The following is a 19,889-nucleotide window of genomic DNA, read 5'->3' as shown; positions in this document are numbered from 1 at the left end:
TCGGTTATTGAGGAGCACGCGAGGGACGAGCGCGCGTCTCGAAATATAGAACGTGTTCTACTAACGGGCAAGGACCTGCTCAGCTCGCGGGCCGGCGCTCGACAGGTGCCACCAACGGCCGCACCCCGCCCAGCCGGCGGTGGAAGCGCACCCCGTCGGCATGGGCGTCGAGCACGTCCCACAACGCGCGGTGGGCCGCCCACGGGAGCGGGTCGTCGCCGCTGGCCCAGCGGTCGCCGAAGCTGACCCACACCGGCGTCCACTCGGCGGCGCAGTCCCAGGCACCGCGCTGCGCCTCGACCAGCCGGCGGCGTACCTGGAAGGCGGTGCGCGGACCGTCGACGCAGATCGGCGCCGACCGGACCGGCCACACCCAGAGGTCGAGCTCGACCAGCTCCAGCTCGAGGTCGGGCAGCAGGGCAGGGTCGACCAGCACCGTGGCGACGTTCTCGTGGGGCTCCCGCCTCATGGCAGGAACGCTAGTCGGCACCGCCGACAGCGGCCAGCGATCAGGCGAGGAGCTCCGCGACCTGCCGCACCTCGTCCGCGCTGCGGCAGGACAGCAGCAACGTGGTCACGCCGGTCTCCTCCCACCGCGCGACCCGGTCCTTCACCTCGGCGGCGGTGCCGATGATGTGCATGTCGTCGACGAGGTCGTCAGGGATCAGGGCAGTGGCCTCGTCGCGCTTGCCGGCGAGGAACAGCTCCTGGACCTGGTCGGTGATCGCGGCGTAGCCCATCCGCTCGAAGACGTTCTTGTGGAAGTTCTCGTCCTTCGCCCCCATCCCGCCCATGTACAGCGCGACGATCGGCTTCATGCCGTCGATCACCGCCTGCTTGGCAGCCGCGTCGGGGACGACCTGGAGGTGGCACGTCGCGGCGATCTCGAAGTCCTTGCGGGTACGACGGGCGCCGGGTCGGGCGAAGCCCTCGTCGAGCCAGGGCTGGTACATCCCCGCGCTCCTGGGTGTATAGAAGATCGGGATCCAGCCGTCGGCGATCTCCGCGGTCTGGGCGACGTTCTTGGGGCCCTCGGCGCCGAGCCAGATCGGGATGTCGGCGCGCAGGGGGTGCACGATCGGCTTGAGGGGCTTGCCGAGGCCGACGGCACCGGGGCCGTCGTAGGGCAGGGGGTGGTGGGGGCCGGGGTTGGTGACCGGGGCCTCGCGGGCGAGGACCTGGCGGATGATCGAGACCACCTCGCGGGTGCGGGCCAGGGGCTTGGAGAACGGGACGCCGTACCAGCCCTCGACGACCTGGGGTCCGCTGACGCCCATGCCGAGGACCACCCGGCCGCCCGTGAGGTGGTCGAGGGTCAGGGCGTGCATGGCGATCGAGGTCGGGGTGCGTCCCGACATCTGCACGATCGAGGTGCCCAGGCGCACGCGGGAGGTCTCGCGACCCCACCACGCCAGCGGCGTGAAGGCGTCGCTGCCCCAGGCCTCGGCGGTGAAGATCGCGTCGAACCCGGCGTCCTCGGCGGCCGCGACCAGCTCACCCACACCTTGCGGGGGCTGCGCGCCCCAGTAGCCCAGCTGCAGTCCCAGTTTCATGGTTCGCATCATGCCGTGACCCGACACGCCATTTCTAGAACATGTTTCACTTTGGGGCAGAACATGTTTCACTTTCGCTCATGAGCCGCACCTTGCAGGCGCCCGTGACGGTCGCCTTCGACTACACGCGTTCGACCGGGCCCGTCGTCGGTCGTTTTCTCTCCGGACTCCGCGACGGAGTCGTCGTCGGCGCACGGACCTCGACCGGTCAGGTCGTGGTTCCCCCGCTCGAGTTCGACCCCGTCACCCACGAGGCGACGACCGAGTTCGTGGAGGTCTCCTCCGTCGGGACGGTCACGTCCTGGACCTGGGTCCCCGAGCCCGTGAAGGGCCAGCCGTTCGACCGGCCGTTCGCCTTCGCCCTCGTCACCCTCGACGGCGCCGACGTCCCGTTCCTGCACGCACTGGACGTCTCGTCGCCCGCCGAGGTGACGACCGGCATGCGGGTGCGCGTGCGCTGGGCCGCGGAGAGGGTCGGCCACATCAACGACATCGCGTGCTTCGAGCCACTCGCCCCCGGTGAGGCCGCGGCGACCGCCCCGGCCGCCTCCTCCAGCGAGCCGGTCACCGGCGTCGTCACCGAGGTCTCGCTCGACTACGACTACGCCGCCTCTCCGGAGGAGTCGCTGTTCTACCGCGGCCTCAACGAGGGCCGCATCATGGGCCAGCGCTGCCCCACGTGCCAGAAGGTCTACGTCCCGCCGCGCAGCGCCTGCCCCTCGGACGGCACGCCGACCGCGGAGGAGGTCGAGCTCTCGCAGACCGGCACCATCACGACCTTCTGCATCGTCAACGTGCCCTTCCTCGGCCAGAAGATCACCCCGCCGTACGTCTCGGCGTACGTCCTCCTCGACGGCGCCGACATCGCGGTGCTGCACCTGATCCTCGGCGTCCCGGCCGACGAGGTGCGGATGGGCATGCGGGTCAGGGCGGTCTGGAAGCCGGAGGAGGAGTGGGCGTACTCGCTGGAGAACATCGACCACTTCGCGCCGACCGGCGAGCCGGACGCCGACTACGACACCTACAAGCACCACCTCTGAGACGGGAGACAACGACAGATGCGTGACGTCGCCGTCGTCGGGTTCGCCCAGCGACAGATGCCTGAGTTCGACGGGTCCCCGACCTGCGTCGAGCTGCTCGTGCCGGTCTTCAAGGAGCTCTACGAGCAGACCGGCTGGACCCGCAAGGACGTCGGGTTCTGGTGCTCCGGCTCCTCCGACTACCTCGCCGGCCGTTCTTTCTCGTTCGTCCAGGCGGTCGACGCGATCGGCGTCATCCCGCCGGTGAACGAGTCCCACGTCGAGATGGACCTCGCGTGGGCGATGTACGAGGCCTGGCTCAAGATCCAGACGGGCGAGGTCGACACCGCCCTCGTCTACGCGTTCGGCAAGAGCTCGGCCGGCGTCCTGCGCCGCACGCTCGCGCTCCAGCTCGAGCCGTACACGATGACGCCGCTCTGGCCCGACACCGTGTCCCTCGCCGGGCTCCAGGCCCGCGCGGGCATCGACGCCGGCGCCTGGGACGAGCGCGCCATGGCCGAGGTCGCCAACCGCTCGCTGACCGACGCCGAGAAGAACGAGCACGCCATCCGCAAGGGCGGCTCGTCGGTCGAGGAGCTGCTCGCCCGCCCGATGTACGCCGACCCGCTGCGCAAGCACGACTGCTCCCCCGTCACCGACGGCGTGGCGGCCCTGGTGCTCGCCGCGGGCGACAAGGCCCGCGAGGTCCGCGAGCGTCCCGCCTGGCTGACCGGCATCTCCCACTCGATCGACCCGATGGGCATGGGCGTCCGCGACCTCACCCGCGCGCCGTCGGCCCAGCGGGCCGGCGCCGCGCTCGACCTCGGCGGCGTCGAGGTGGCCGAGCTGCACGCGCCGTTCAGCCACCAGGAGCTCATCCTCCGCAGGGAGCTCGGGCTCGGCGACGACGTCGTCATCAACCCGTCGGGTGGCGCGCTCGCCAGCAACCCGATGTTCTCGGGCGGCGGCATCCGCGTCGGCGAGGCCGCGCAGCGGGTCTGGTCCGGCGAGGCCGACAAGACCCTCGCCCACGCCACCAGCGGCCCCGCCCTGCAGCAGAACCTCGTCTGCACCCTGGCTGCATCGACCGAAGGGAACCAGAACTGATGGGCAAGCAGCCTGCAGCGATCATCGGCGTCGGCCAGACGCACCACCGCGCCAAGCGCGAGGACGTCTCCATGGCCGGCCTGTGCCGCGAGGCCATCGACCGCGCGCTCCTCGACGCCAACCTGACGCTCGACGACATCGACGCGATCGTCGTCGGGAAGGCGCCGGACCTGTTCGAGGGCGTGATGATGCCCGAGCTGTTCCTCGCCGAGGCGCTCGGCGCGGCCGGCAAGCCGCTGCTCCGCGTCCACACGGCCGGCTCCGTCGGCGGCTCGACCGCCATTGTCGCGTCGTCGCTGGTCCAGGCCGGCGTCCACAAGCGGGTGCTGACGGTCGCCTACGAGAAGCAGTCCGAGTCCAACGCGATGTGGGCGCTCTCGGTGCCGCTGCCGTTCAACATGCCCGTCCACGCGGGGGCCGGCGGCTACTTCGCACCGCACGTGCGGTCCTACATCCGTCGTTCGCAGGCGCCCACCCACGTGGGCGCGATCGTGGCCGCCAAGGACCGCAACAACGCGCTGAAGAACCCGTACGCGCACCTCCACAACGAGGGCACGACGGTCGAGTCGGTGCTGGCGTCGCAGATGCTCTGGGACCCGATCCGGTACGACGAGACCTGCCCCTCCAGCGACGGCGCGTGCGCCCTCGTCATCGTCGACGAGGACACCGCCAGGTCCTCCCCGAACCCGGCGTGGATCCACGGCACGGTCATGCGGTCGGAGGCCACCACGGCCGCCGAGCGCGACCAGGTCAACCCGCAGGCCGGCCGCGACGCCGCCGCCGCGCTCTGGAAGCAGGCCGGGATCACCTCGCCGATCGACGAGATCGACGCGGCCGAGATCTACGTGCCGTTCTCGTGGTTCGAGCCGATGTGGCTGGAGAACCTCGGCTTCGCCGCCGAGGGCGACGGCTGGAAGCTCACCGAGGCCGGCGAGACCGCGATGACCGGCAGGATCCCGGTCAACTGCTCGGGCGGCGTCCTCTCGTCGAACCCGATCGGCGCCTCGGGCATGCTCCGCTTCGGCGAGGCCGCACTCCAGGTCCGCGGCGCCGCGGGCGAGCACCAGGTCGACGGCGCACGCAAGGCCCTCGGCCACGCGTACGGCGGCGGCTCACAGTTCTTCGCGATGTGGGTCGTCGGCGCCGACAAGCCCGAGAACTGACCGCGGGCTGACCGCGGGCTGACGTTTCGGCGACTGGGGTGGCGGCTAGGTTCGCGTGGTGAGTGACGCGCCCTACCCGCCGCCCCCGCCGTACGGCCAGCCCGTCCCCCGACCGCCCGGCAACGGGCTCGCCGTCGCGGGGCTGGTCCTCGGCATCCTCGCGCTGCTGACGGCGCCGATCCCGCTGGTCAATTTCCTCGGCCTCGTCCTCGCCCTGGTCGGCGCGGGACTCGGCATCGCCGGCATCACGCGCGGCCGGCGGGTCGGTCGCCGTACCGGCATGGCCGCGTGGGGTCTCGGCCTGTCCGCCGTGGCCCTCGTGGTCTCGACGGTCGTCGGCTTCCTGACCGTGCGCTACCTGGGCGACCTGCTCGACACCGTCGACCCACCGGACCCGAGCGCCTCGATCGGCGAGGAGTTCGAGACCGACGACGGCGACCTGAGGATCACGGTGACCTCCGTCGGGTGCGGGAGCGCCGACGGTGCCGACTGCACCTTCAGCTTCGACGCGCGCAACACCAGTGACCGGACCCTCTATCTCGACAACATCAAGGTGAAGGCGGTGGTCGACGGCGAGTGGGTCGACCCGAGCCTCGACGGCGGGCTCACCCTCGCGCCGGACGCCTCCGCCACCGGCAGCGGATCGGTGTGGCTGAGCGGCGGGACCCTCGAGGGGCTGGCGTTCGACGCTGACGACGCATCGAGCCACAGCGCGGTCGTGGTCGCCGTCCCGTAGCGGTCAGGTGCTGCTGTGCCCGACCATGCCGGAGACGCGCCAGCGACCGAGCACGCCCGGTCGCAGGCGGAGCACGTAGTACGCCCGGTAGGTCGGCACGTCTCCCCCGTTGCCGTAGTAGGCAGCGTCGAGCAGGCACCCCTTCGTGGCGGTGCCGAGGTAGGAACCGTAGTCCGGGTCGGTTCGACCGAAGCACTTCACGATCGTGAGCACGTCATCGTTCCAGTGCATCGTGTAGAGCCGGTCGGTGACGCTCTGGCTCGCCCACCGAGCCGTCGCGGCTGGCTGGACGGCGTTGACCGTGCGCGCGACGATCCGGCCGGCGTAACCGACCGTGCGCAGGTCGCGCGGCTGTCGGAAGTTCGCGTACGAGCGGTAGCCGCCGAGGTCGCCGTAGCAGGATCCACCCGAGACCGCCGTCGGTACGCCGTAGGCGCGCAGGTCGGTGCACCACAGCGCCTCATGCCCGCCGAGCAGGTACGGCGCACGCCACACGCCGCCGCGGACCAGCCAGATCGCATGGTGGCCGCCGCTGGGGCACGGGCTGGCCGTGCCGACGCCCGAGATCTGCGCGAACCCGTCGGAGCGCCAACGCTTCACAGTGACGTACGGCGCCCGCTTGCACGCGGCCGTACCCCCGACCGAGCGCCACAGCTGCGTGAGCTGGCGGTTGACGAAGACCCGGAAGGACCGGGACGTGCCGGTCAGGTTGCCGACCGTGCCCAGGTGCACCTTGCGTCCGCTCCCGGCGTAGGTGACCGTGCGCACCGCGACCCGCTCCACCCGCGCCGTCACCGTGGGCGACACCGGGGGCGACGCCTCAGCGACCGCGACCTGACCCGAGACGAGGACCACGCCGACGACGGCGGCGTTGACGAGCCGTCCGAGCACCCTGTTCATCACGCGGCGAAGGTAGCGCCTCGGAGACCCGGAAAGGTCCCACTTCGTACCGATTTTGCCGAATCTGCCGCCACGGTTCTCCGACTCGGCACCGACGGATCTAGGCTGGATCGGTGATCGAGCTCCGTACCCCGACCCAGATCGAGCAGATGCGCCCCGCGGGACGCTTCGTGGCCTCGGTGATCAAGGCGCTCTCCGAGAAGGCCGACGTCGGGGTCAACCTGCTCGAGCTCGACGAGCTGGCGCACCGGATGATCAAGGACGCCGGCGCCGAGTCCTGCTACATCGACTACCACCCGTCGTTCGGCGCGAGCCCGTTCGGCAAGGTGCTCTGCACGTCCGTCAACGACGCGGTGCTGCACGGCCTGCCCTTCGACTACACGCTCCAGGACGGCGACCTGCTGTCCGTCGACTTCGCCGCGTCCGTCGACGGCTGGGTCGCCGACTCGGCCCTGTCGGTCATCGTCGGCACGCCGGACGAGAAGGACCAGTGGCTGATCGACGTCACCCAGCGCGCGCTGGACGCCGGCATCGATGCCGCCCGGGCCGGCAACAAGCTCGGCGACATCTCCTTCGCCATTGGCAGCGTGGCCCACGCCGAGGGCCTCAAGGTCAACCTGCAGTTCGGCGGACACGGCGTCGGCAAGACCATGCACGGCGAGCCGCACGTGCCCAACGACGGTCGCGCGGGTCGCGGGCTGAAGCTGCGTCCGGGTCTGGTCATCGCGATCGAGCCGTGGTTCCTGCACACGACCGACGAGATCGAGTTCGACCCCGACGGCTGGACGATCCGCAGCGCGGACGGCTCGCGCGGCGCGCACGTCGAGCACACCGTCGCGATCACCGACGGCGACCCGATCGTCCTGACCGCCCGCGACTGACCCCCGATGGGCCTGTTCGGCCGGCGCCGGCGCCGGGAGCGTGACCTCTCCCCCGTGACGCCGGAGAACCCGGACGACTCGCTGACCTTCCTCGGTGTCGAGGACGCGCAGCGCATCCGGGCCCTGGTACGACGCTCGTTCGCCGATCGCGGCCTCGAGGTGAGCGTCCACGCCGACCACGTGGTCGACGACTCCGGACGCCAGTTCGGCCTCTGGAACGTCGCCGCCGCCTGCCACCAGGACGACCGCGGACGTGGCGGCTGGGCCGACGTGGTCGACCAGCACGTCGACCGGGTGCTGGCCGGCATGGATGCTCCCGACCCGTTCGAGGGCCTGACGCCCGAGGCGGCGCGACCACGCATCTACGCACGCATCTACGAGCGCGCCGGCATCCCGGACCTGACCGGCTTCCCGCACCGTGAGTTCGCTCCGGGCCTCGTCGAGATGATCGCCCTCGACATGCCGGACTCGGTGATGGTCTTCAACGACGAGCGCGTCGAGGCCCTCGGCGGGTACGACCAGCTCCGCGCGTGGGGCATGGAGAGCCTGCGCCGGGAGCCGGTCGAGCGGCACGAGGTGCTCGACCTGCCCGACGGGGCCCGCTTCCACGTGCTGCTCGGTGGCTCGGTCCACACCGCCAGCCGTGCGCTGCTGATGCCGTGGCTCGCGGCCGAGGTCGCCGGCGAGGAGGTCGGTCGGCACGGCTGGCTGCTCAGCGTCCCGAACCGCCAGCAGGTGGTCTGGCACCTGGTCCGCGACATCTCGGTCATCCCGACCCTCCAGGCGATGGCGGGTTTTGCTGCGGCGGGCTTCGGCGACTCCCCCGGCCCGCTCAGTCCGCACGTCTACTGGTGGGACGGCGGCGCCTACCAGCAGCTCACGCAGTACGACGACGAGGGCAACGCCTCGATCGTCGTCGACGCTACCTTCCAGGCGGTCCTCGAGGAGCTGGCCGGCGGGACCGACTGACCCCGCACGTTTGCCTCGAATGTGCTGCACCGTCGCACAGACAGCCCCTAGTGTGACGCACGACATCACGTCGGCCGCGCGGCGAGTGCTCCCCCCTCTCTCGCGCCGGACCCCATGGGAGTTGTGCCATGCCTGTCTTCTCTGCCCGCCGGCTGCTGGTCGGCCTCTGCGCCACCGGCCTCGCCGCGACCGGCGTCGCCGCCCTCGCGCCGGACACCGCCAGCGCCGCACTGCCGGCGCAGTGCTCCACCGCCGGTGACGCGGTCACCTGCCTGTTCACGCAGCAGGGCAACTACTACCTGCCGATCCCGGACGCCGTCACCAGCATGCAGGTCCACGCGGTGGGCCAGCGCGGCGCCGACGCCGTCGGCGCACCGGGCGGGCGCCCGGCGTACGTCGACGCGACGATCCCGACCGCCGACAAGGACGCCTTCATCGTCTCGCTGCGCGCCGACGGCGGCGCCGGCACCGACGGCGGCGGCAACGGCGGCGGCTCGGCGACGGTCACCCGGACCGTCGGGGGCAGCACCCCGGTCGTGCAGGCAGCGGGCGGCGGTGGCGCTGGTCGTGGCACGGTCGCCGGCGGTGCCGGTGGCGACGCCGGCTCGCCGGGCCAGGGCGGACTCTCCAGCGGGGTCGTGACGACGCCCGCCGGCGGCGGTGGCGCCGGTACGGCGACGGCGGGCGGCGCCGGCGGCCTGGGCGCCTCCATCAAGTGCAACAACCTCACCTGGGTCGGTGTCCGCGGTGGCGCGGGTGCGGCCTACGCCGGCGGCCGTGGCGGCGCCGACTACAGCGGCAACACCGTCCAGCAGGGCGGCGGGGGTGGCGGCGGCGGCCGCTTCGGCGGCGGCGCCGGCGGTGGCGGTGCCACGTGCGACGGCACCACGTTCGCCGACGGCGGCGGTGGTGGCGGCGGCACGAGCCTGGCCCCGGAGGGCAGCACGATCGGCGTCGCGGGCTCGGAGTCCTACCTGGTCCGCATCACGTTCACCCTGCAGCCGCGGTCGACGTACACGCCGACCTCGCTCGCGTTCGCCCCGCAGGAGATCCGTACGGCGAGCGCCGCCAAGTCCGCGACCGTCACCAACACCGGCTCGCTGCCCCTGGCCATGGGCACCGCGGCCTTCGAGGGCCCCGGCGCCGCGAGCTTCGTGAAGGGCACCGACACCTGCAGCGGCACCAGCCTCGCCGTGGGCGCGAGCTGCCAGGTGGGCGTCAGGTTCTCCCCCACCACCGCGACCAACCTCGAGGCGACCCTCTCGATCCCGAGCAGCTCCCCGACCTCTCCCCACCTCGTGGCGCTCACCGGCACCGGCCTGCCGCCGGCGGACCTGAAGGTCCTCGGCATCGGCTCGATCTACAGCGGCAAGGGCCAGCTGGTCACCCGCACCCTGCCGGTCTCCGGCAGCAAGCTGATGGTCTACAAGCTGGGTGTCCTCAACGAGGACACCGTCGCCCGCTCGTACCGGCTGCGGCTGACCTCCGCCGGCGCCCCGGCGACCGCGGAGGTCTGGACCACCGGATTCGGCGCGAAGGTGCTCGCCAAGGACCCGTCGGGCAACTTCATCACCCCGACCGTCGCGGCCGGCAAGGTCGTCACCCTCGACCTCCGGATCACGCCCACGACGCCCGGCCAGCACACCTCCCACGTCGACGTCGACCTGCTGAGCGACCTGGAGGCGCTGATCGAGGGCGTGTCGACCGAGACGAACACCCCCGCCCCGGCGAAGGGCACGTCGTCGTACGAGCTCACGGCGATCCAGGGCGGCCAGCCCGCGATCGGCGGGCCCGTCCTCGACCAGACGGTGACCGCTCCGGCGCTCAACGTGGGCCAGACCGCGTCGTACACGGTGCGGCTGAAGAACGACGGCGCCAGCGCCGCCGCGATCGGCTTCAAGCTCGCCCTGGTCTCCGGCTGCAACGCCTACACGGCCGTCGCCAAGGTCGGCGCCACCAACATCACCGCCGCCGCGGCCGCCGGCACGTACGTCACCCCGGTCCGCCCGATCGGCCAGTCGACCAACGTGACGATCACGGTGAAGCGGGTCGCGACCGGGTGCCGCGCGTTCAAGCTGCAGGTGCAGTCGCTCAACGCGGGTGTGCCGGTGCGGTCGTCGTACCTGCTGACGAACGCGGCCTACGCCGCGGCGACGGACTGACGGATCTCCCGGGGGTCGGCTGCGGCCGGTCCCCGGGGGTACCGCCGTGCCATGGTGCGCACGGTGGGGGTCGAGGAGGAGCTGCTGCTGATCGACCCGGTGAGCAGGCAGGCGGTGCCACGGGCTCCGGAGGTGCTCAAGCACGCGGCGGAGCACCACCTGCCGGGGAGCGACGCGCTCGACCACGAGCTGTTCCGGCACCAGCTCGAGATCCGCACGCCGCCGGTCGCTGACGTGGCGAGCCTGTACGAGCACGTCCTTCTCACTCGTCGCACCGCCTCCCTCGCGGCGTCCGCGGCGGGCCTGGTCACCGCAGCGTGCGGGGCCGTGCCCCTGCGCAGCGCGCCGCCGCGCACCACCCGCAACGACCGCTACCTGGCGATGGTCGACACCTTCGGCGAGGTCGCCCGCCCCGGCGGGACCTGCGGCATGCACGTCCACGTGGCCGTGGCGGACGACGAGGAGGCGGTCATCGCCCTCGACGGACTGGCCCCCTGGCTGCCCGTACTGCTCGCCATGAGCGCGAACTCGCCGTTCTACGCCGGGCACGACACCGGGTACGCGTCGTGGCGCTCCCACCTGTGGGCCCAGTGGCCCAGTGCCGGACCGACCGAGCGGTTCGGCTCGGTCGCGGCCTACCGCGAGGTCGGGCGGCGGCTCATCGCGTCCGGAGCGGCCCTGGACGAGGGCATGCTCTACTACGACGCCCGCGTGGCACGGAACTTCCCCACCGTCGAGATCCGCGTCCCCGACGTCTGCACGGACCCGGCCGACGCCGTGCTCATCGCGGCCCTGGCCCGCGCCCTGGTCGAGCACCTGGCAGCAGCGGGCCGTCCCACCGTCGCCAGCGACGTGTGGCGCGCCGAGCTGCTGCGCGCGGCGCGCTGGCGGGCGTCGCGCTACGGCCTCGGGGACCGGATCCTGGACCCCGTGTCGGGCGAGCTCGCTCCCGCGCGCGACGTGCTCGCTCTCCTCGTGCGCACCGTGCGGGAGCCGCTCGAGGCCGCGGGCGACGTCGACATCGTCACCGAGGGCGTCGCCCGGGTGCTCGCGGACACGGGATCGACCCGGCAACGCGCCGCCTTCGAGCGCAGCGGCGGCAGCGTCGAGCGCGTCGTCGACGACCTCGTCCAGCGGACCAACGCGGCAGGGAACGCGGTCAGGCCCTGACCCGGACGGTGGCCAGCAGGAGGACGAGCGCGAGCGCCTGCGCGCCGGCGACGAGCAGCGCGAGCGTGGTCGCGTGGTGGGTGACGAGCGCGCCCGCCGTGGCGCCGCCGACGACGGCACCGAGGCCCTGGACGGCCGCGAAGACGCCGTAGCCCGTGGCCCGGCGGGGTGCGGGGACGACGGCGGCGACCTGCGCCTTGACGGTCGAGTCGAGGACGCCGGTCGCCACGCCCCAGAGCGCGACGCCTGCGAGGACGACCCAGAGCCGGTCGCCGAAGACGAGCGGGGGCAGCACCGCCACCAGCACCGGTACGACGAGCAGCACCCGCGCCCCGGAGCGGTCGAACACCCACCCGGTGGCCAGGGCGGCCAGGGCTGCGGTCGCCATCGCGAGCGCGTAGACGACCGGCGCCGCGGCGAGCGGGACCAGGCCCTCCTCGACGAAGCGGTAGGAGATGACGCCGAAGGTCATCAGTCCGGCGGTGGCGAGGGCGGAGGCCGCCGAGAACACGTGGAAGCGAGGCGGCAGGTCGACGCCGAGCACCGCACCGAGGCCGCGGCGCTCGATGCCGTCGGGCTCCGGCTGCTCGACGGCGGTCAGGCCGGGCGAGCGGCGCGCCAGCTGGGCCAGGAGCAGCAGCGAGAGCACGCCGGGGACCGCGAGCACGGCGAACCCGGGCCACAGCACACCGGTCAGGGCGGTCACGCCGGCGACGACGAGCGGGCCTACGAAGGCGCCGACCTGGTCGAGCGCCTTGTGCACGCCGAACGCCTTGCCGAGGCTGCCGCCCGTGGCGACCCGGGCCAGCAGCGCGGACTTCGCGGGGCTGCGGACGGCCTTGCCGGCCCGCTCCAGCAGGATCAGGGCCGCGGCGACGGCCACTCCCGCCGTACCGAGGGCGGGAGCGAGGGCCAGCAGCGGCACGCAGACCGCGGTCAGGCCGTAGCCGACGACCGTGAGCCGCCAGTGACGGCCGCTGCGGTCCGCCCACGGGCCGGTGGCCAGGCGGAGCAGCAGCGCCATCGCCTCACCGGCGCCGGTGATGATCCCGACGACGAGCGCCGAGGCACCGAGGGCGCCGAGGAAGGGTCCCGAGATCGACCGCATCCCCTCGTAGACCATGTCGGCCGAGAGGCTGACGAGGCCGAAGGCGACCACGGTCCGCCACGGGGACCAGGTCTCCCGTGGCGTGGGGGCCTCGCTCAGTGGCTGATGCCCCAGAGGAACCCGAACACGCCGGCACCGACGCCCAGCACGATGATCGTCCACAGGGAGATCCACGCGAGCGTGTGCATCCCGTGCTGGTAGTGGTTGTCAGAGAAACCCTGGAATTGCTCCACGTTGACGTCGCTCATCGCGTCCTCCTGTCGGTCGGCGTCCACGGCGAAACGCTACTGCACCCGGGCCCCTCCCGGCGGACCGGCTCAGCGGTCGGCGTGCTGGGCGACCACGGAGAAGTCGGCCGCGAGGTCGACGTCCCACTCGGCGCCGGCCGCGTCACGGACCTCGACCTCGTAGGCGACGCCCCGGTCGTCGCTGGCCTCGACGTCGACGACGGTGCCCGTGCCGACGGCGGCCAGTGCGGCCTTCCCTGCGGAGCCGCGCTCCGCAGCGGTCAGGACACGGTCGTCGGCGTCCCGGTCCCAGCGCTCGTCGTCGCGCTCGTCGTCGCGCTCGTCGTCGCGCTCGGTCGCGACCACGCCGAGGTCGCGGTCGAGCGCGACGTCCACCTCGGCGCCGTCCGCGGTGCGGACCTCGACCTCGTAGGCCTCGCCGGCGTCGTCGCTCGTCTCGACGTCGACGGCCGTGCCGCCACCGGCGGCGTCGACCGCGGCGGCCGCCACCCGGTCACGCTCGGCGCCGGACACGTCGTCGGCCGAGGCGGCCCAGACGGTGCCACCGACGGCGAGGACGGCGACGGTCGCCAGGGCGGGGAGGACGACGCGCTTGCGGCGCAGGATGCTCGTGTTCATGGGGATTTTCCTCTCGTTGGAGCTCGTGAGCTGGTTGCTGCTCCGAGCCTGCCGGGAGGTCGCTGAACGTCCCCTGAACGCTCTTGAAGGAGGCTTCAGGAAGGCAGTCGTACGACGAACCGCGCGCCCCCGAGCACGCTGTCGGTGACCTCGACCGTGCCGCCGTGGCCGGTGACGACCTCGCGCACGATCGCCAGGCCGAGCCCGCTCCCGCCGGCGTCGCGCGCCCGCGCCTCGTCGAGCCGCACGAACCGCTCGAACACGCGCTGCCGCTCCCCCGGAGGCACGCCGGGTCCGTCGTCGTCGACCGCGAGCACGACCTGGCCCGCCGCCGCCGACAGCGACACCGCGACCCGGTCACGGGCGTGCCGTGCGGCGTTGTCGACGAGGTTGCGGACCACCTGGCCCAGCGCGACCGGGTCGCCGAGGACCCGGCCGGCGGCAATCCCGGAGCCGTCGACGGCCAGCCCGGGGCGGGCGATCCGTCGTACCTCGGCGAGGGCGAGGTCGTCGAGGTCGACCTCCATGCGCGGTGCACGGGCGCGACCCTCGCCGGCGCGGGTGAGGACCAGGAGCTGGTCGACCAGCGCCTGCATCCGGACGGTCTCCTCGAGCACGGTCCCGGTCAGCTCGCCGGGTGGCATCGCCGCCGGGTGCGCCTGCGCGACCTCGGCGGCCTGCCGAAGGCTCGCGAGCGGCGAGCGGAGCTCGTGCGAGGCGTCGGCGACGAACTGCTCCTGCCGGTGGCGGCTGTCCTGGAGGCGCGCCAGCATCGCGTTCATGGTCCGGGCGAGGCGGCCGACCTCGTCGGTCGCCGCCGGCTCCGGGACGCGGCGGTCGAGGCTGCTGCCGCTGATCCGCTCGACCTCGGCCCGGATCCGCTCGACCGGGCGCAGTGCCCTACCCACCACGAGCCAGGTCGTCCCAGCCACGACCAGCAGGAGCAGCGGCAGGCCGAGCAGCAGCGGCAGGCCCAGCGCCGCGGTGGTCTCGTCGACGTCCTCGAGCGACACCGCGACCGCCACGACGCCGTCCGCCTCGGTGTCCTCGGTGACGACCAGGTAGGAGTGCTCCCCGCCGCGCAGGCTCGCCTCCTCCCCGTCCACGACAGGGATGCTGCCGCCGTTCAGCGAGGCGGAGGCCGCGACGACCCGGCCCTCGGCGTCGGTGACCTGCCAGACCAGGTCGTCGGGCTCGTCGTCGTCCTCCCCGGGCGCGGGCAGCCGTCCGGCGTCGACCTGCTCGGCGATCACCGACGCCTGGTGCTCCGCGGTCGTCTCGGCTGCGCCGTGCAGCGACGAACGCACGGTCAGCACGAGCGCGACGGCCGCGACCACGAGGGCGACCGCGACGACCGCCGTGGCGGCGAGGGTGGTCCGGGTCCGCACGGAGGTACGACGCACCTCAGCCCCCGTCGCTCGCGAGCCGGTAGCCCGCGCCCCGGACCGTCTCGATCGCCTCGCGCCCGAACGGCCGGTCGACCTTGTTGCGCAGGTGGCGCACGTAGACCTCCACGATGTTGGGGTCGCCCTCGAAGTCGCCGTCCCACACGGCGTCGAGGACCTGGCGCTTGGAGACGACGTCGCCCTTGTGCCGGGCGAGGAAGGAGAGCACCGCGAACTCGCGGGCGGTGAGGGCGATCTCGACGTCGCCGCGTCGTACCCGGTGGGCGGCGGTGTCGACGACCAGGTCACCGATCTCCAGCGCCGTCGGCCGCTCGCGCGCCCCGCGCCGGGCCACGGCGCGCAACCGGGCGACGAGCACGGGGAACGAGAAGGGCTTGGTGAGGTAGTCGTCGGCGCCGGTGTCGAGGCCCTCGACCTGGTCCCACTCGCCGTCCTTGGCGGTGAGCATCAGGATCGGCGTCCAGTCCTCCTCCGCCCGCAGCGTCGCGCAGACCCGGTAGCCGTTGATGCCCGGCAGCATCAGGTCGAGCACGATGGCGTCGTAGGTGTTCTCCCGCGCCATCCAGAGCCCGTCGGTGCCGTCGTGCGCGACATCGACCGCGAAGCCCTCGGCCTCCAGACCGAGCTCCAGCGACCGTGCGAGCCGGCGCTCGTCGTCGACGACCAGGACACGCACGACGACCTCCGGTGGGCGAGAGACAGCTCAGGGTGGCCCCATTCTCATGGAGCCACCCTGAAGCTGCGCTGAAGGCCAGCACCGGACCGACAGGTCAGGCGTACTTGACCTGCATCTCCTTGATCGCGTTGAGCCAGCCCGAGCGCAGGCGCTTGGGCTCCTCGGCGAGCTGGATGTTGGGCGCGAGGTCCGCGAGGGCCTCGAAGATCAGCTTGATCTCCATCCGCGCCAGGTTGGCGCCGATGCAGTAGTGCGCGCCGTGGCCGCCGAACGCCACGTGCGGGTTCTTCTCGCGGGTGATGTCGAAGGTGAACGGGTCGTCGAAGACGGTCTCGTCGAAGTTGGCCGAGGCGTAGAAGATCCCGACCCGCGCGCCCTTCTTGACCTCCTGACCGGCGACGACGACGTCGTTCTTGGCCGTGCGCTGGAACACCGTGACCGGCGTCGACCAGCGGATCACCTCGTCGATCATGGTCTCGGGACGCTCGTTCTTCCACAGCTCCCACTGGTCGGGGTGCTGGAAGAAGGCGTGCATGCCGTGGCTGATCGCGTTGCGGGTGGTCTCGTTGCCCGCGACCGCCAGCAGGATCACGAAGAAGCCGAACTCGTCGTTGGTGAGCGCACCGTGGTCGTCGTCCTGCCCGACGCTGACGAGCTTGGTGACGATGTCGTCCTGCGGGTTCGCGCGCCGCTCGTTGGCGAGGGCGTCGAAGTAGACGAGCAGCTCCATCGACGCGGTGGCCGGGTCGGAGGTGTTGTCCGGGTCGTCGTAGCCCATCATCGAGTTGGACCACTCGAAGATCTTCTTGCGGTCCTCCTGCGGCACGCCGAGGAAGTCCGCGATCGCCTGCAGCGGGAGCTCGGCCGCGAGGTCCGCGACGAAGTCGCCGGCGCCACGGTCGAGGGACTCCTGCACGATCTCGTACGCACGGGCCCGCAGGTTCTCCTTGAGGCCGGCGATGGCACGCGGGGTGAAGCCGCGCGAGACGATGCCGCGCATCTTGGTGTGGTCCGGCGGGTCGTGGTGGATCAGCATCGCGCGCTGGACCTCGACCTGGTCGCGGGTCATGTCCTCGGCGAACCGGATGATCACGCCGTTCTCGGCCGTCGACCAGTTCTCGTTGTCCTTGGAGATCTCACGGACCTCCTGGTGCCGGGTGCAGGCCCAGTAGCCGGTGTCGAGGAAGCCGGCGCGGGCGTGCGGCGGCTGCTCGATCCACCGGATCGGCTCGTTCGCCCGCAGCGCCCGGAACTCGTCGTGCGGCAGGGCGACGGCATTGATGTCGGGATTGGTGGGATCCCATCCCTCGGGAAGGAGGAGCTCGGTCACGAAGCGGAACCTTTCGACAGCGGGGATCCGGAGATCAGTCCAGGGGGGGTGGAACACGTTCTAGAGCCACAGTACAAAGCATCGCGTGATTACGAAAGGGTTTCATTCAGCGTTTCTTCGCCGAGTGGAAGCAGAACGAGAACGTGTTCTAGTTCGGTGCTATCGTGCCTGCATGGGCAACCCCGTCATCGTCGAAGCCGTCCGTACTCCCCTCGGCAAGCGCAAGGGCTGGCTGGCCGGCCTGCACCCGTCGCAGACCCTGGGCTTCATCCAGGCCGAGGTGCTGCGTCGCGCGGGCGTCGACCCGGCGCTGGTGGAGCAGGTCATCGGCGGCATCGTGACCCAGGCGGGCGAGCAGTCCAACGACGCCGTACGCCGGGCGTGGCTGTACGCCGGCCTGCCGATGGCGACCGCCGGCACCGCCCTCGACGCACAGTGCGGCTCGGGCCAGCAGTCCACGCACCTGGTCAACGACATGGTCGCCGCCGGCACGATCGACGTCGGCATCGCCTGCGGCGTGGAGATGATGTCGCGCATCCCGCTCGGCGCGAACGTGCCGGCCGGCATGGGCGACCCGCGCCCCGCCGACTGGTCGATCGACATGCCGAACCAGTTCGAGGCGGCCGACCGGATCGCGAGGAACCGCGGCATCACGCGCGCCGACCTCGAGGTGCTCGGCCTCGCGTCGCAGGCCCGGGCGAAGGTCGCCGTCGAGGAGGGCCGCTTCAAGCGTGAGATCGCCGCCATCGAGGCGCCGGTGCTCGACGACGAGGGCAACCCCACCGGCGAGACCCGCCTGGTCGACACCGACCAGGGTCTGCGCGACACCACCGCCGAGGGCCTCGCGTCGCTGCGCAGCGTGCTCCCGGACGGCCTGCACACCGCCGGTACGTCGTCGCAGATCTCCGACGGCGCCGCGGCCCTGCTGATCATGGACGAGGACACGGCGCGGGCGCTCGGCCTCACGCCGCGCGCGCGGATCAAGGCGCAGTGCCTCGTCGGTTCGGACCCGTACTACCACCTCGACGGCCCGATCGACGCGACCCAGCGCCTGCTCGACAAGACGGGCATGGCGATCAGCGACTTCGACCTGTTCGAGGTCAACGAGGCCTTCGCGTCCGTCGTGCTGTCGTGGGCCGGCGTCCACGGGGTCGACATGGACAAGGTCAACGTCAACGGCGGCGCGATCGCGCTCGGCCACCCGGTCGGCGCGACCGGCGTCCGGCTCATCACCACCGCCCTGCACGAGCTCGAGCGCCGCGACCAGTCCACCGCGCTGATCTCGATGTGCGCGGGCGGCGCGATGGCGACCGGCACGATCATCGAGCGCATCTGACCCGACCGGCGCGGAGCGAGCACGAACAGGGTCTTGCCGTGACGTCACGTCGCGGCAAGACTCCTCCGCTATGGGCTCCCGTCACCACGTCGTCGTCGTCGGCTCCGGCTTCGGCGGTCTCTTCGCCACGAAGGCGCTCCGGCGCGCCGACGTCGACGTCACGCTGATCTCGAAGACCACGCACCACCTGTTCCAGCCGCTGCTGTACCAGGTGGCGACCGGCATCCTCGCCCAGGGCGAGATCGCGCCGCCCACCCGTGAGGTGCTGGCACGGCAGGCGAACGCCCGCGTGGTGCTGGGCGAGGTCAACGCACTCGACCTCGGGGCCCGCACGATCACCTCCGACATCCAGGGCCGGGTGCACCAGCTGTCGTACGACTCGCTGATCGTCGCCGCGGGCGCCGGGCAGTCGTACTTCGGCAACGACCACTTCGCCGACTTCGCCCCCGGCATGAAGACCATCGACGACGCCCTCGAGCTGCGTGGGCGCATCTTCGGCGCCTTCGAGCTGGCCGAGCTCGCGGAGACCAAGGAGGAGCTGGAGCGTTACCTCACCTTCGTCGTCGTCGGCGCGGGTCCGACCGGCGTCGAGATGGCCGGGCAGATCGCCGAGCTCGCCCACAAGACCCTGCGCCGTGACTTCCGCAGCTTCGACCCGCGCCAGGCACGGGTGGTCATGGTCGACGCCGCACCCCAGGTCCTGCCGCCCTTCGGCGCCAAGCTCGGCGCCGTCGCGCAGCGGTCGCTGGAGAAGCGCGGTGTCGAGGTGCTCCTCGGCGGGATCGTCACCACCGTCGACCAGCTCGGCATCGAGCTGCAGCACAAGGACGGCACCACGACGCGGATCGAGGCCGCCACCAAGGTGTGGGCCGCAGGCGTCCAGGCCTCCCCGCTCGGCAGGCTCCTGGCGGAGCAGACCGGCGCCCAGCTCGACCGGGCCGGCCGGGTCGCCGTGAACCCCGACCTCACGCTGCCGGGCTACCCCGAGGTGTTCGTCGTCGGCGACATGATGGCGCTCGACAACCTGCCCGGTGTCGCGCAGGTCGCGATCCAGGGCGGGAAGTACGCCGCGAAGACGATCACCCAGCGCGTGGAGCAGAAGGCGCCGCCGGGCCCGTTCACGTACTTCGACAAGGGCTCGATGGCGACCATCTCGCGGTTCAGCGCCGTCGCCCTGGTCGGCAGGCTGCGGCTCACCGGCCTGGTCGCCTGGCTGATGTGGCTGGTGATCCACCTGCTGTACCTGACCGGGTTCAAGAACCGGTTCACCGCGCTGCTGCACTGGCTGGTGACCTTCGTCAGCAACAGCCGCTCGGAGCGGACCGCGACGGCCCAGCAGATCTACGCCCGCCTCGCCATCGGCCGCCTCGAGGGAGGTACGGCGTCGGTGGCCTCCTCGCCGTCCCACTGGAACGAGCTCCGGGTGGAGCTCGAGGCCAGGGCCGCCGAGGAGGCCCGGCTCACCGACAGCGGCGAGCGCGGCGCGCGGGTCGAAGCGGGCTGATCG

The 19,889-nt window shown here is 72.1% G+C and carries 19 protein-coding genes; 10 read left to right on the top strand and 9 right to left on the bottom strand.

The annotated features are described in order from the left end of the window. Positions 1–79: 79 nt before the first annotated feature. Both ASE20_RS05620 and ASE20_RS05615 read right to left on the bottom strand, forming a co-directional pair. On the bottom strand, positions 80–469 hold the full coding sequence (locus tag ASE20_RS05620; RefSeq protein WP_056893530.1) for a hypothetical protein: 390 nt from the start codon (positions 467–469) through the stop codon (positions 80–82). 40 nt (positions 470–509) lie between these two features. Further along, on the bottom strand, positions 510–1,553 hold the full coding sequence (locus ASE20_RS05615; RefSeq protein WP_056893529.1) for an LLM class F420-dependent oxidoreductase: 1,044 nt from the start codon (positions 1,551–1,553) through the stop codon (positions 510–512). An 80-nt stretch (positions 1,554–1,633) separates the two neighbouring features. On the opposite strand from ASE20_RS05615, the gene ASE20_RS05610 reads away from it, so the two are divergent. The 4 genes from ASE20_RS05610 to ASE20_RS05595 are packed head-to-tail and all read left to right on the top strand — an operon-like array spanning position 1,634 to position 5,578. Continuing rightward, positions 1,634–2,593, top strand: a complete 960-nt coding sequence (locus ASE20_RS05610) for a Zn-ribbon domain-containing OB-fold protein (RefSeq protein WP_056893528.1) — start codon at positions 1,634–1,636, stop codon at positions 2,591–2,593. Between the two features lie 18 nt (positions 2,594–2,611). Next, entirely contained in the window at positions 2,612–3,679 is a 1,068-nt protein-coding gene (locus ASE20_RS05605) for a thiolase domain-containing protein (protein WP_056893527.1), read from the top strand. After that, positions 3,679–4,842: a thiolase domain-containing protein gene (locus tag ASE20_RS05600; RefSeq protein ID WP_056893526.1), complete on the top strand. Its 1,164-nt coding sequence runs from the start codon at positions 3,679–3,681 to the stop codon at positions 4,840–4,842. Before ASE20_RS05605 ends, ASE20_RS05600 begins: the two co-directional genes overlap by 1 nt. Positions 4,843–4,900: 58 nt before the next feature. Further along, entirely contained in the window at positions 4,901–5,578 is a 678-nt protein-coding gene (locus ASE20_RS05595) for a hypothetical protein (RefSeq protein ID WP_056893525.1), read from the top strand. A gap of 3 nt (positions 5,579–5,581) precedes the next feature. Here ASE20_RS05595 and ASE20_RS05590 read toward each other — a convergent pair whose 3' ends face one another. Then, positions 5,582–6,478, bottom strand: coding sequence for a hypothetical protein (locus ASE20_RS05590; protein WP_056893524.1), 897 nt, complete (start codon positions 6,476–6,478; stop codon positions 5,582–5,584). A gap of 113 nt (positions 6,479–6,591) precedes the next feature. Between ASE20_RS05590 and map the strand changes: the two genes are divergently transcribed. From map to ASE20_RS05570, 4 genes are all read left to right on the top strand, one after another. Then, entirely contained in the window at positions 6,592–7,359 is a 768-nt protein-coding gene (map, locus tag ASE20_RS05585; RefSeq protein WP_056893523.1) for a type I methionyl aminopeptidase, read from the top strand. A gap of 6 nt (positions 7,360–7,365) precedes the next feature. After that, positions 7,366–8,328, top strand: coding sequence for a hypothetical protein (locus tag ASE20_RS05580; protein WP_056893522.1), 963 nt, complete (start codon positions 7,366–7,368; stop codon positions 8,326–8,328). Between the two features lie 128 nt (positions 8,329–8,456). After that, complete coding sequence (locus ASE20_RS25810; RefSeq protein WP_056893521.1) at positions 8,457–10,490, top strand: choice-of-anchor D domain-containing protein; 2,034 nt, start codon at positions 8,457–8,459, stop codon at positions 10,488–10,490. Between the two features lie 51 nt (positions 10,491–10,541). Then, positions 10,542–11,660, top strand: coding sequence for a glutamate--cysteine ligase (locus ASE20_RS05570; RefSeq protein ID WP_056893520.1), 1,119 nt, complete (start codon positions 10,542–10,544; stop codon positions 11,658–11,660). On the opposite strand, the gene ASE20_RS05565 is transcribed toward ASE20_RS05570, so the two are convergent. The 6 genes from ASE20_RS05565 to ASE20_RS05540 form a co-directional block, all read right to left on the bottom strand. After that, a complete protein-coding gene (locus ASE20_RS05565; protein WP_056893519.1) occupies positions 11,650–12,819 on the bottom strand; it encodes an MFS transporter in 1,170 nt (389 codons plus the stop codon). The two genes, ASE20_RS05570 and ASE20_RS05565, sit on opposite strands and share 11 nt — an antisense overlap. A gap of 44 nt (positions 12,820–12,863) precedes the next feature. After that, positions 12,864–13,043, bottom strand: a complete 180-nt coding sequence (locus tag ASE20_RS05560) for a hypothetical protein (protein WP_056893518.1) — start codon at positions 13,041–13,043, stop codon at positions 12,864–12,866. 42 nt (positions 13,044–13,085) lie between these two features. Beyond that, positions 13,086–13,634, bottom strand: a complete 549-nt coding sequence (locus ASE20_RS05555; protein ID WP_056893517.1) for a hypothetical protein — start codon at positions 13,632–13,634, stop codon at positions 13,086–13,088. 95 nt (positions 13,635–13,729) lie between these two features. Then, complete coding sequence (locus tag ASE20_RS25995; RefSeq protein WP_412778603.1) at positions 13,730–14,542, bottom strand: sensor histidine kinase; 813 nt, start codon at positions 14,540–14,542, stop codon at positions 13,730–13,732. Positions 14,543–15,038: 496 nt separating this feature from the next. Beyond that, positions 15,039–15,716: a response regulator transcription factor gene (locus ASE20_RS05545; RefSeq protein WP_056893515.1), complete on the bottom strand. Its 678-nt coding sequence runs from the start codon at positions 15,714–15,716 to the stop codon at positions 15,039–15,041. Between the two features lie 94 nt (positions 15,717–15,810). Beyond that, positions 15,811–17,046, bottom strand: a complete 1,236-nt coding sequence (locus tag ASE20_RS05540; RefSeq protein WP_056893514.1) for a cytochrome P450 — start codon at positions 17,044–17,046, stop codon at positions 15,811–15,813. Between the two features lie 172 nt (positions 17,047–17,218). On the opposite strand from ASE20_RS05540, the gene ASE20_RS05535 reads away from it, so the two are divergent. Both ASE20_RS05535 and ASE20_RS05530 read left to right on the top strand, forming a co-directional pair. After that, positions 17,219–18,382: a steroid 3-ketoacyl-CoA thiolase gene (locus ASE20_RS05535; RefSeq protein ID WP_056893513.1), complete on the top strand. Its 1,164-nt coding sequence runs from the start codon at positions 17,219–17,221 to the stop codon at positions 18,380–18,382. 70 nt (positions 18,383–18,452) lie between these two features. Continuing rightward, positions 18,453–19,886, top strand: a complete 1,434-nt coding sequence (locus ASE20_RS05530) for an NAD(P)/FAD-dependent oxidoreductase (protein WP_056893512.1) — start codon at positions 18,453–18,455, stop codon at positions 19,884–19,886. The last annotated feature ends 3 nt before the right edge of the window (positions 19,887–19,889 follow it).

The organism is Nocardioides sp. Root240, assembly GCF_001428825.1.
In the GTDB taxonomy this organism is placed as follows: domain Bacteria; phylum Actinomycetota; class Actinomycetes; order Propionibacteriales; family Nocardioidaceae; genus Nocardioides.
The sequence above is the reverse complement of the archived record's forward strand: the minus strand, read 5'-3'. Positions and strand labels throughout refer to the sequence as shown.

What these genes read in the sequence shown, in the direction of transcription:
- ASE20_RS05600 (WP_056893526.1), top strand. Translation starts at nt 3,679, where the DNA reads ATGGGCAAGCAGCCTGCAGCGATCATCGGCGTCGGCCAGACGCACCAC.
- ASE20_RS05580 (WP_056893522.1), top strand. Translation starts at nt 7,366, where the DNA reads ATGGGCCTGTTCGGCCGGCGCCGGCGCCGGGAGCGTGACCTCTCCCCC.
- ASE20_RS05590 (WP_056893524.1), bottom strand. Translation starts at nt 6,478, where the DNA reads ATGAACAGGGTGCTCGGACGGCTCGTCAACGCCGCCGTCGTCGGCGTG.
- ASE20_RS25810 (WP_056893521.1), top strand. Translation starts at nt 8,457, where the DNA reads ATGCCTGTCTTCTCTGCCCGCCGGCTGCTGGTCGGCCTCTGCGCCACC.
- ASE20_RS05605 (WP_056893527.1), top strand. Translation starts at nt 2,612, where the DNA reads ATGCGTGACGTCGCCGTCGTCGGGTTCGCCCAGCGACAGATGCCTGAG.
- ASE20_RS05570 (WP_056893520.1), top strand. Translation starts at nt 10,542, where the DNA reads ATGGTGCGCACGGTGGGGGTCGAGGAGGAGCTGCTGCTGATCGACCCG.
- ASE20_RS05530 (WP_056893512.1), top strand. Translation starts at nt 18,453, where the DNA reads ATGGGCTCCCGTCACCACGTCGTCGTCGTCGGCTCCGGCTTCGGCGGT.
- ASE20_RS05610 (WP_056893528.1), top strand. Translation starts at nt 1,634, where the DNA reads ATGAGCCGCACCTTGCAGGCGCCCGTGACGGTCGCCTTCGACTACACG.
- ASE20_RS05615 (WP_056893529.1), bottom strand. Translation starts at nt 1,553, where the DNA reads ATGAAACTGGGACTGCAGCTGGGCTACTGGGGCGCGCAGCCCCCGCAA.
- ASE20_RS05620 (WP_056893530.1), bottom strand. Translation starts at nt 469, where the DNA reads ATGAGGCGGGAGCCCCACGAGAACGTCGCCACGGTGCTGGTCGACCCT.
- ASE20_RS05555 (WP_056893517.1), bottom strand. Translation starts at nt 13,634, where the DNA reads ATGAACACGAGCATCCTGCGCCGCAAGCGCGTCGTCCTCCCCGCCCTG.
- ASE20_RS05535 (WP_056893513.1), top strand. Translation starts at nt 17,219, where the DNA reads ATGGGCAACCCCGTCATCGTCGAAGCCGTCCGTACTCCCCTCGGCAAG.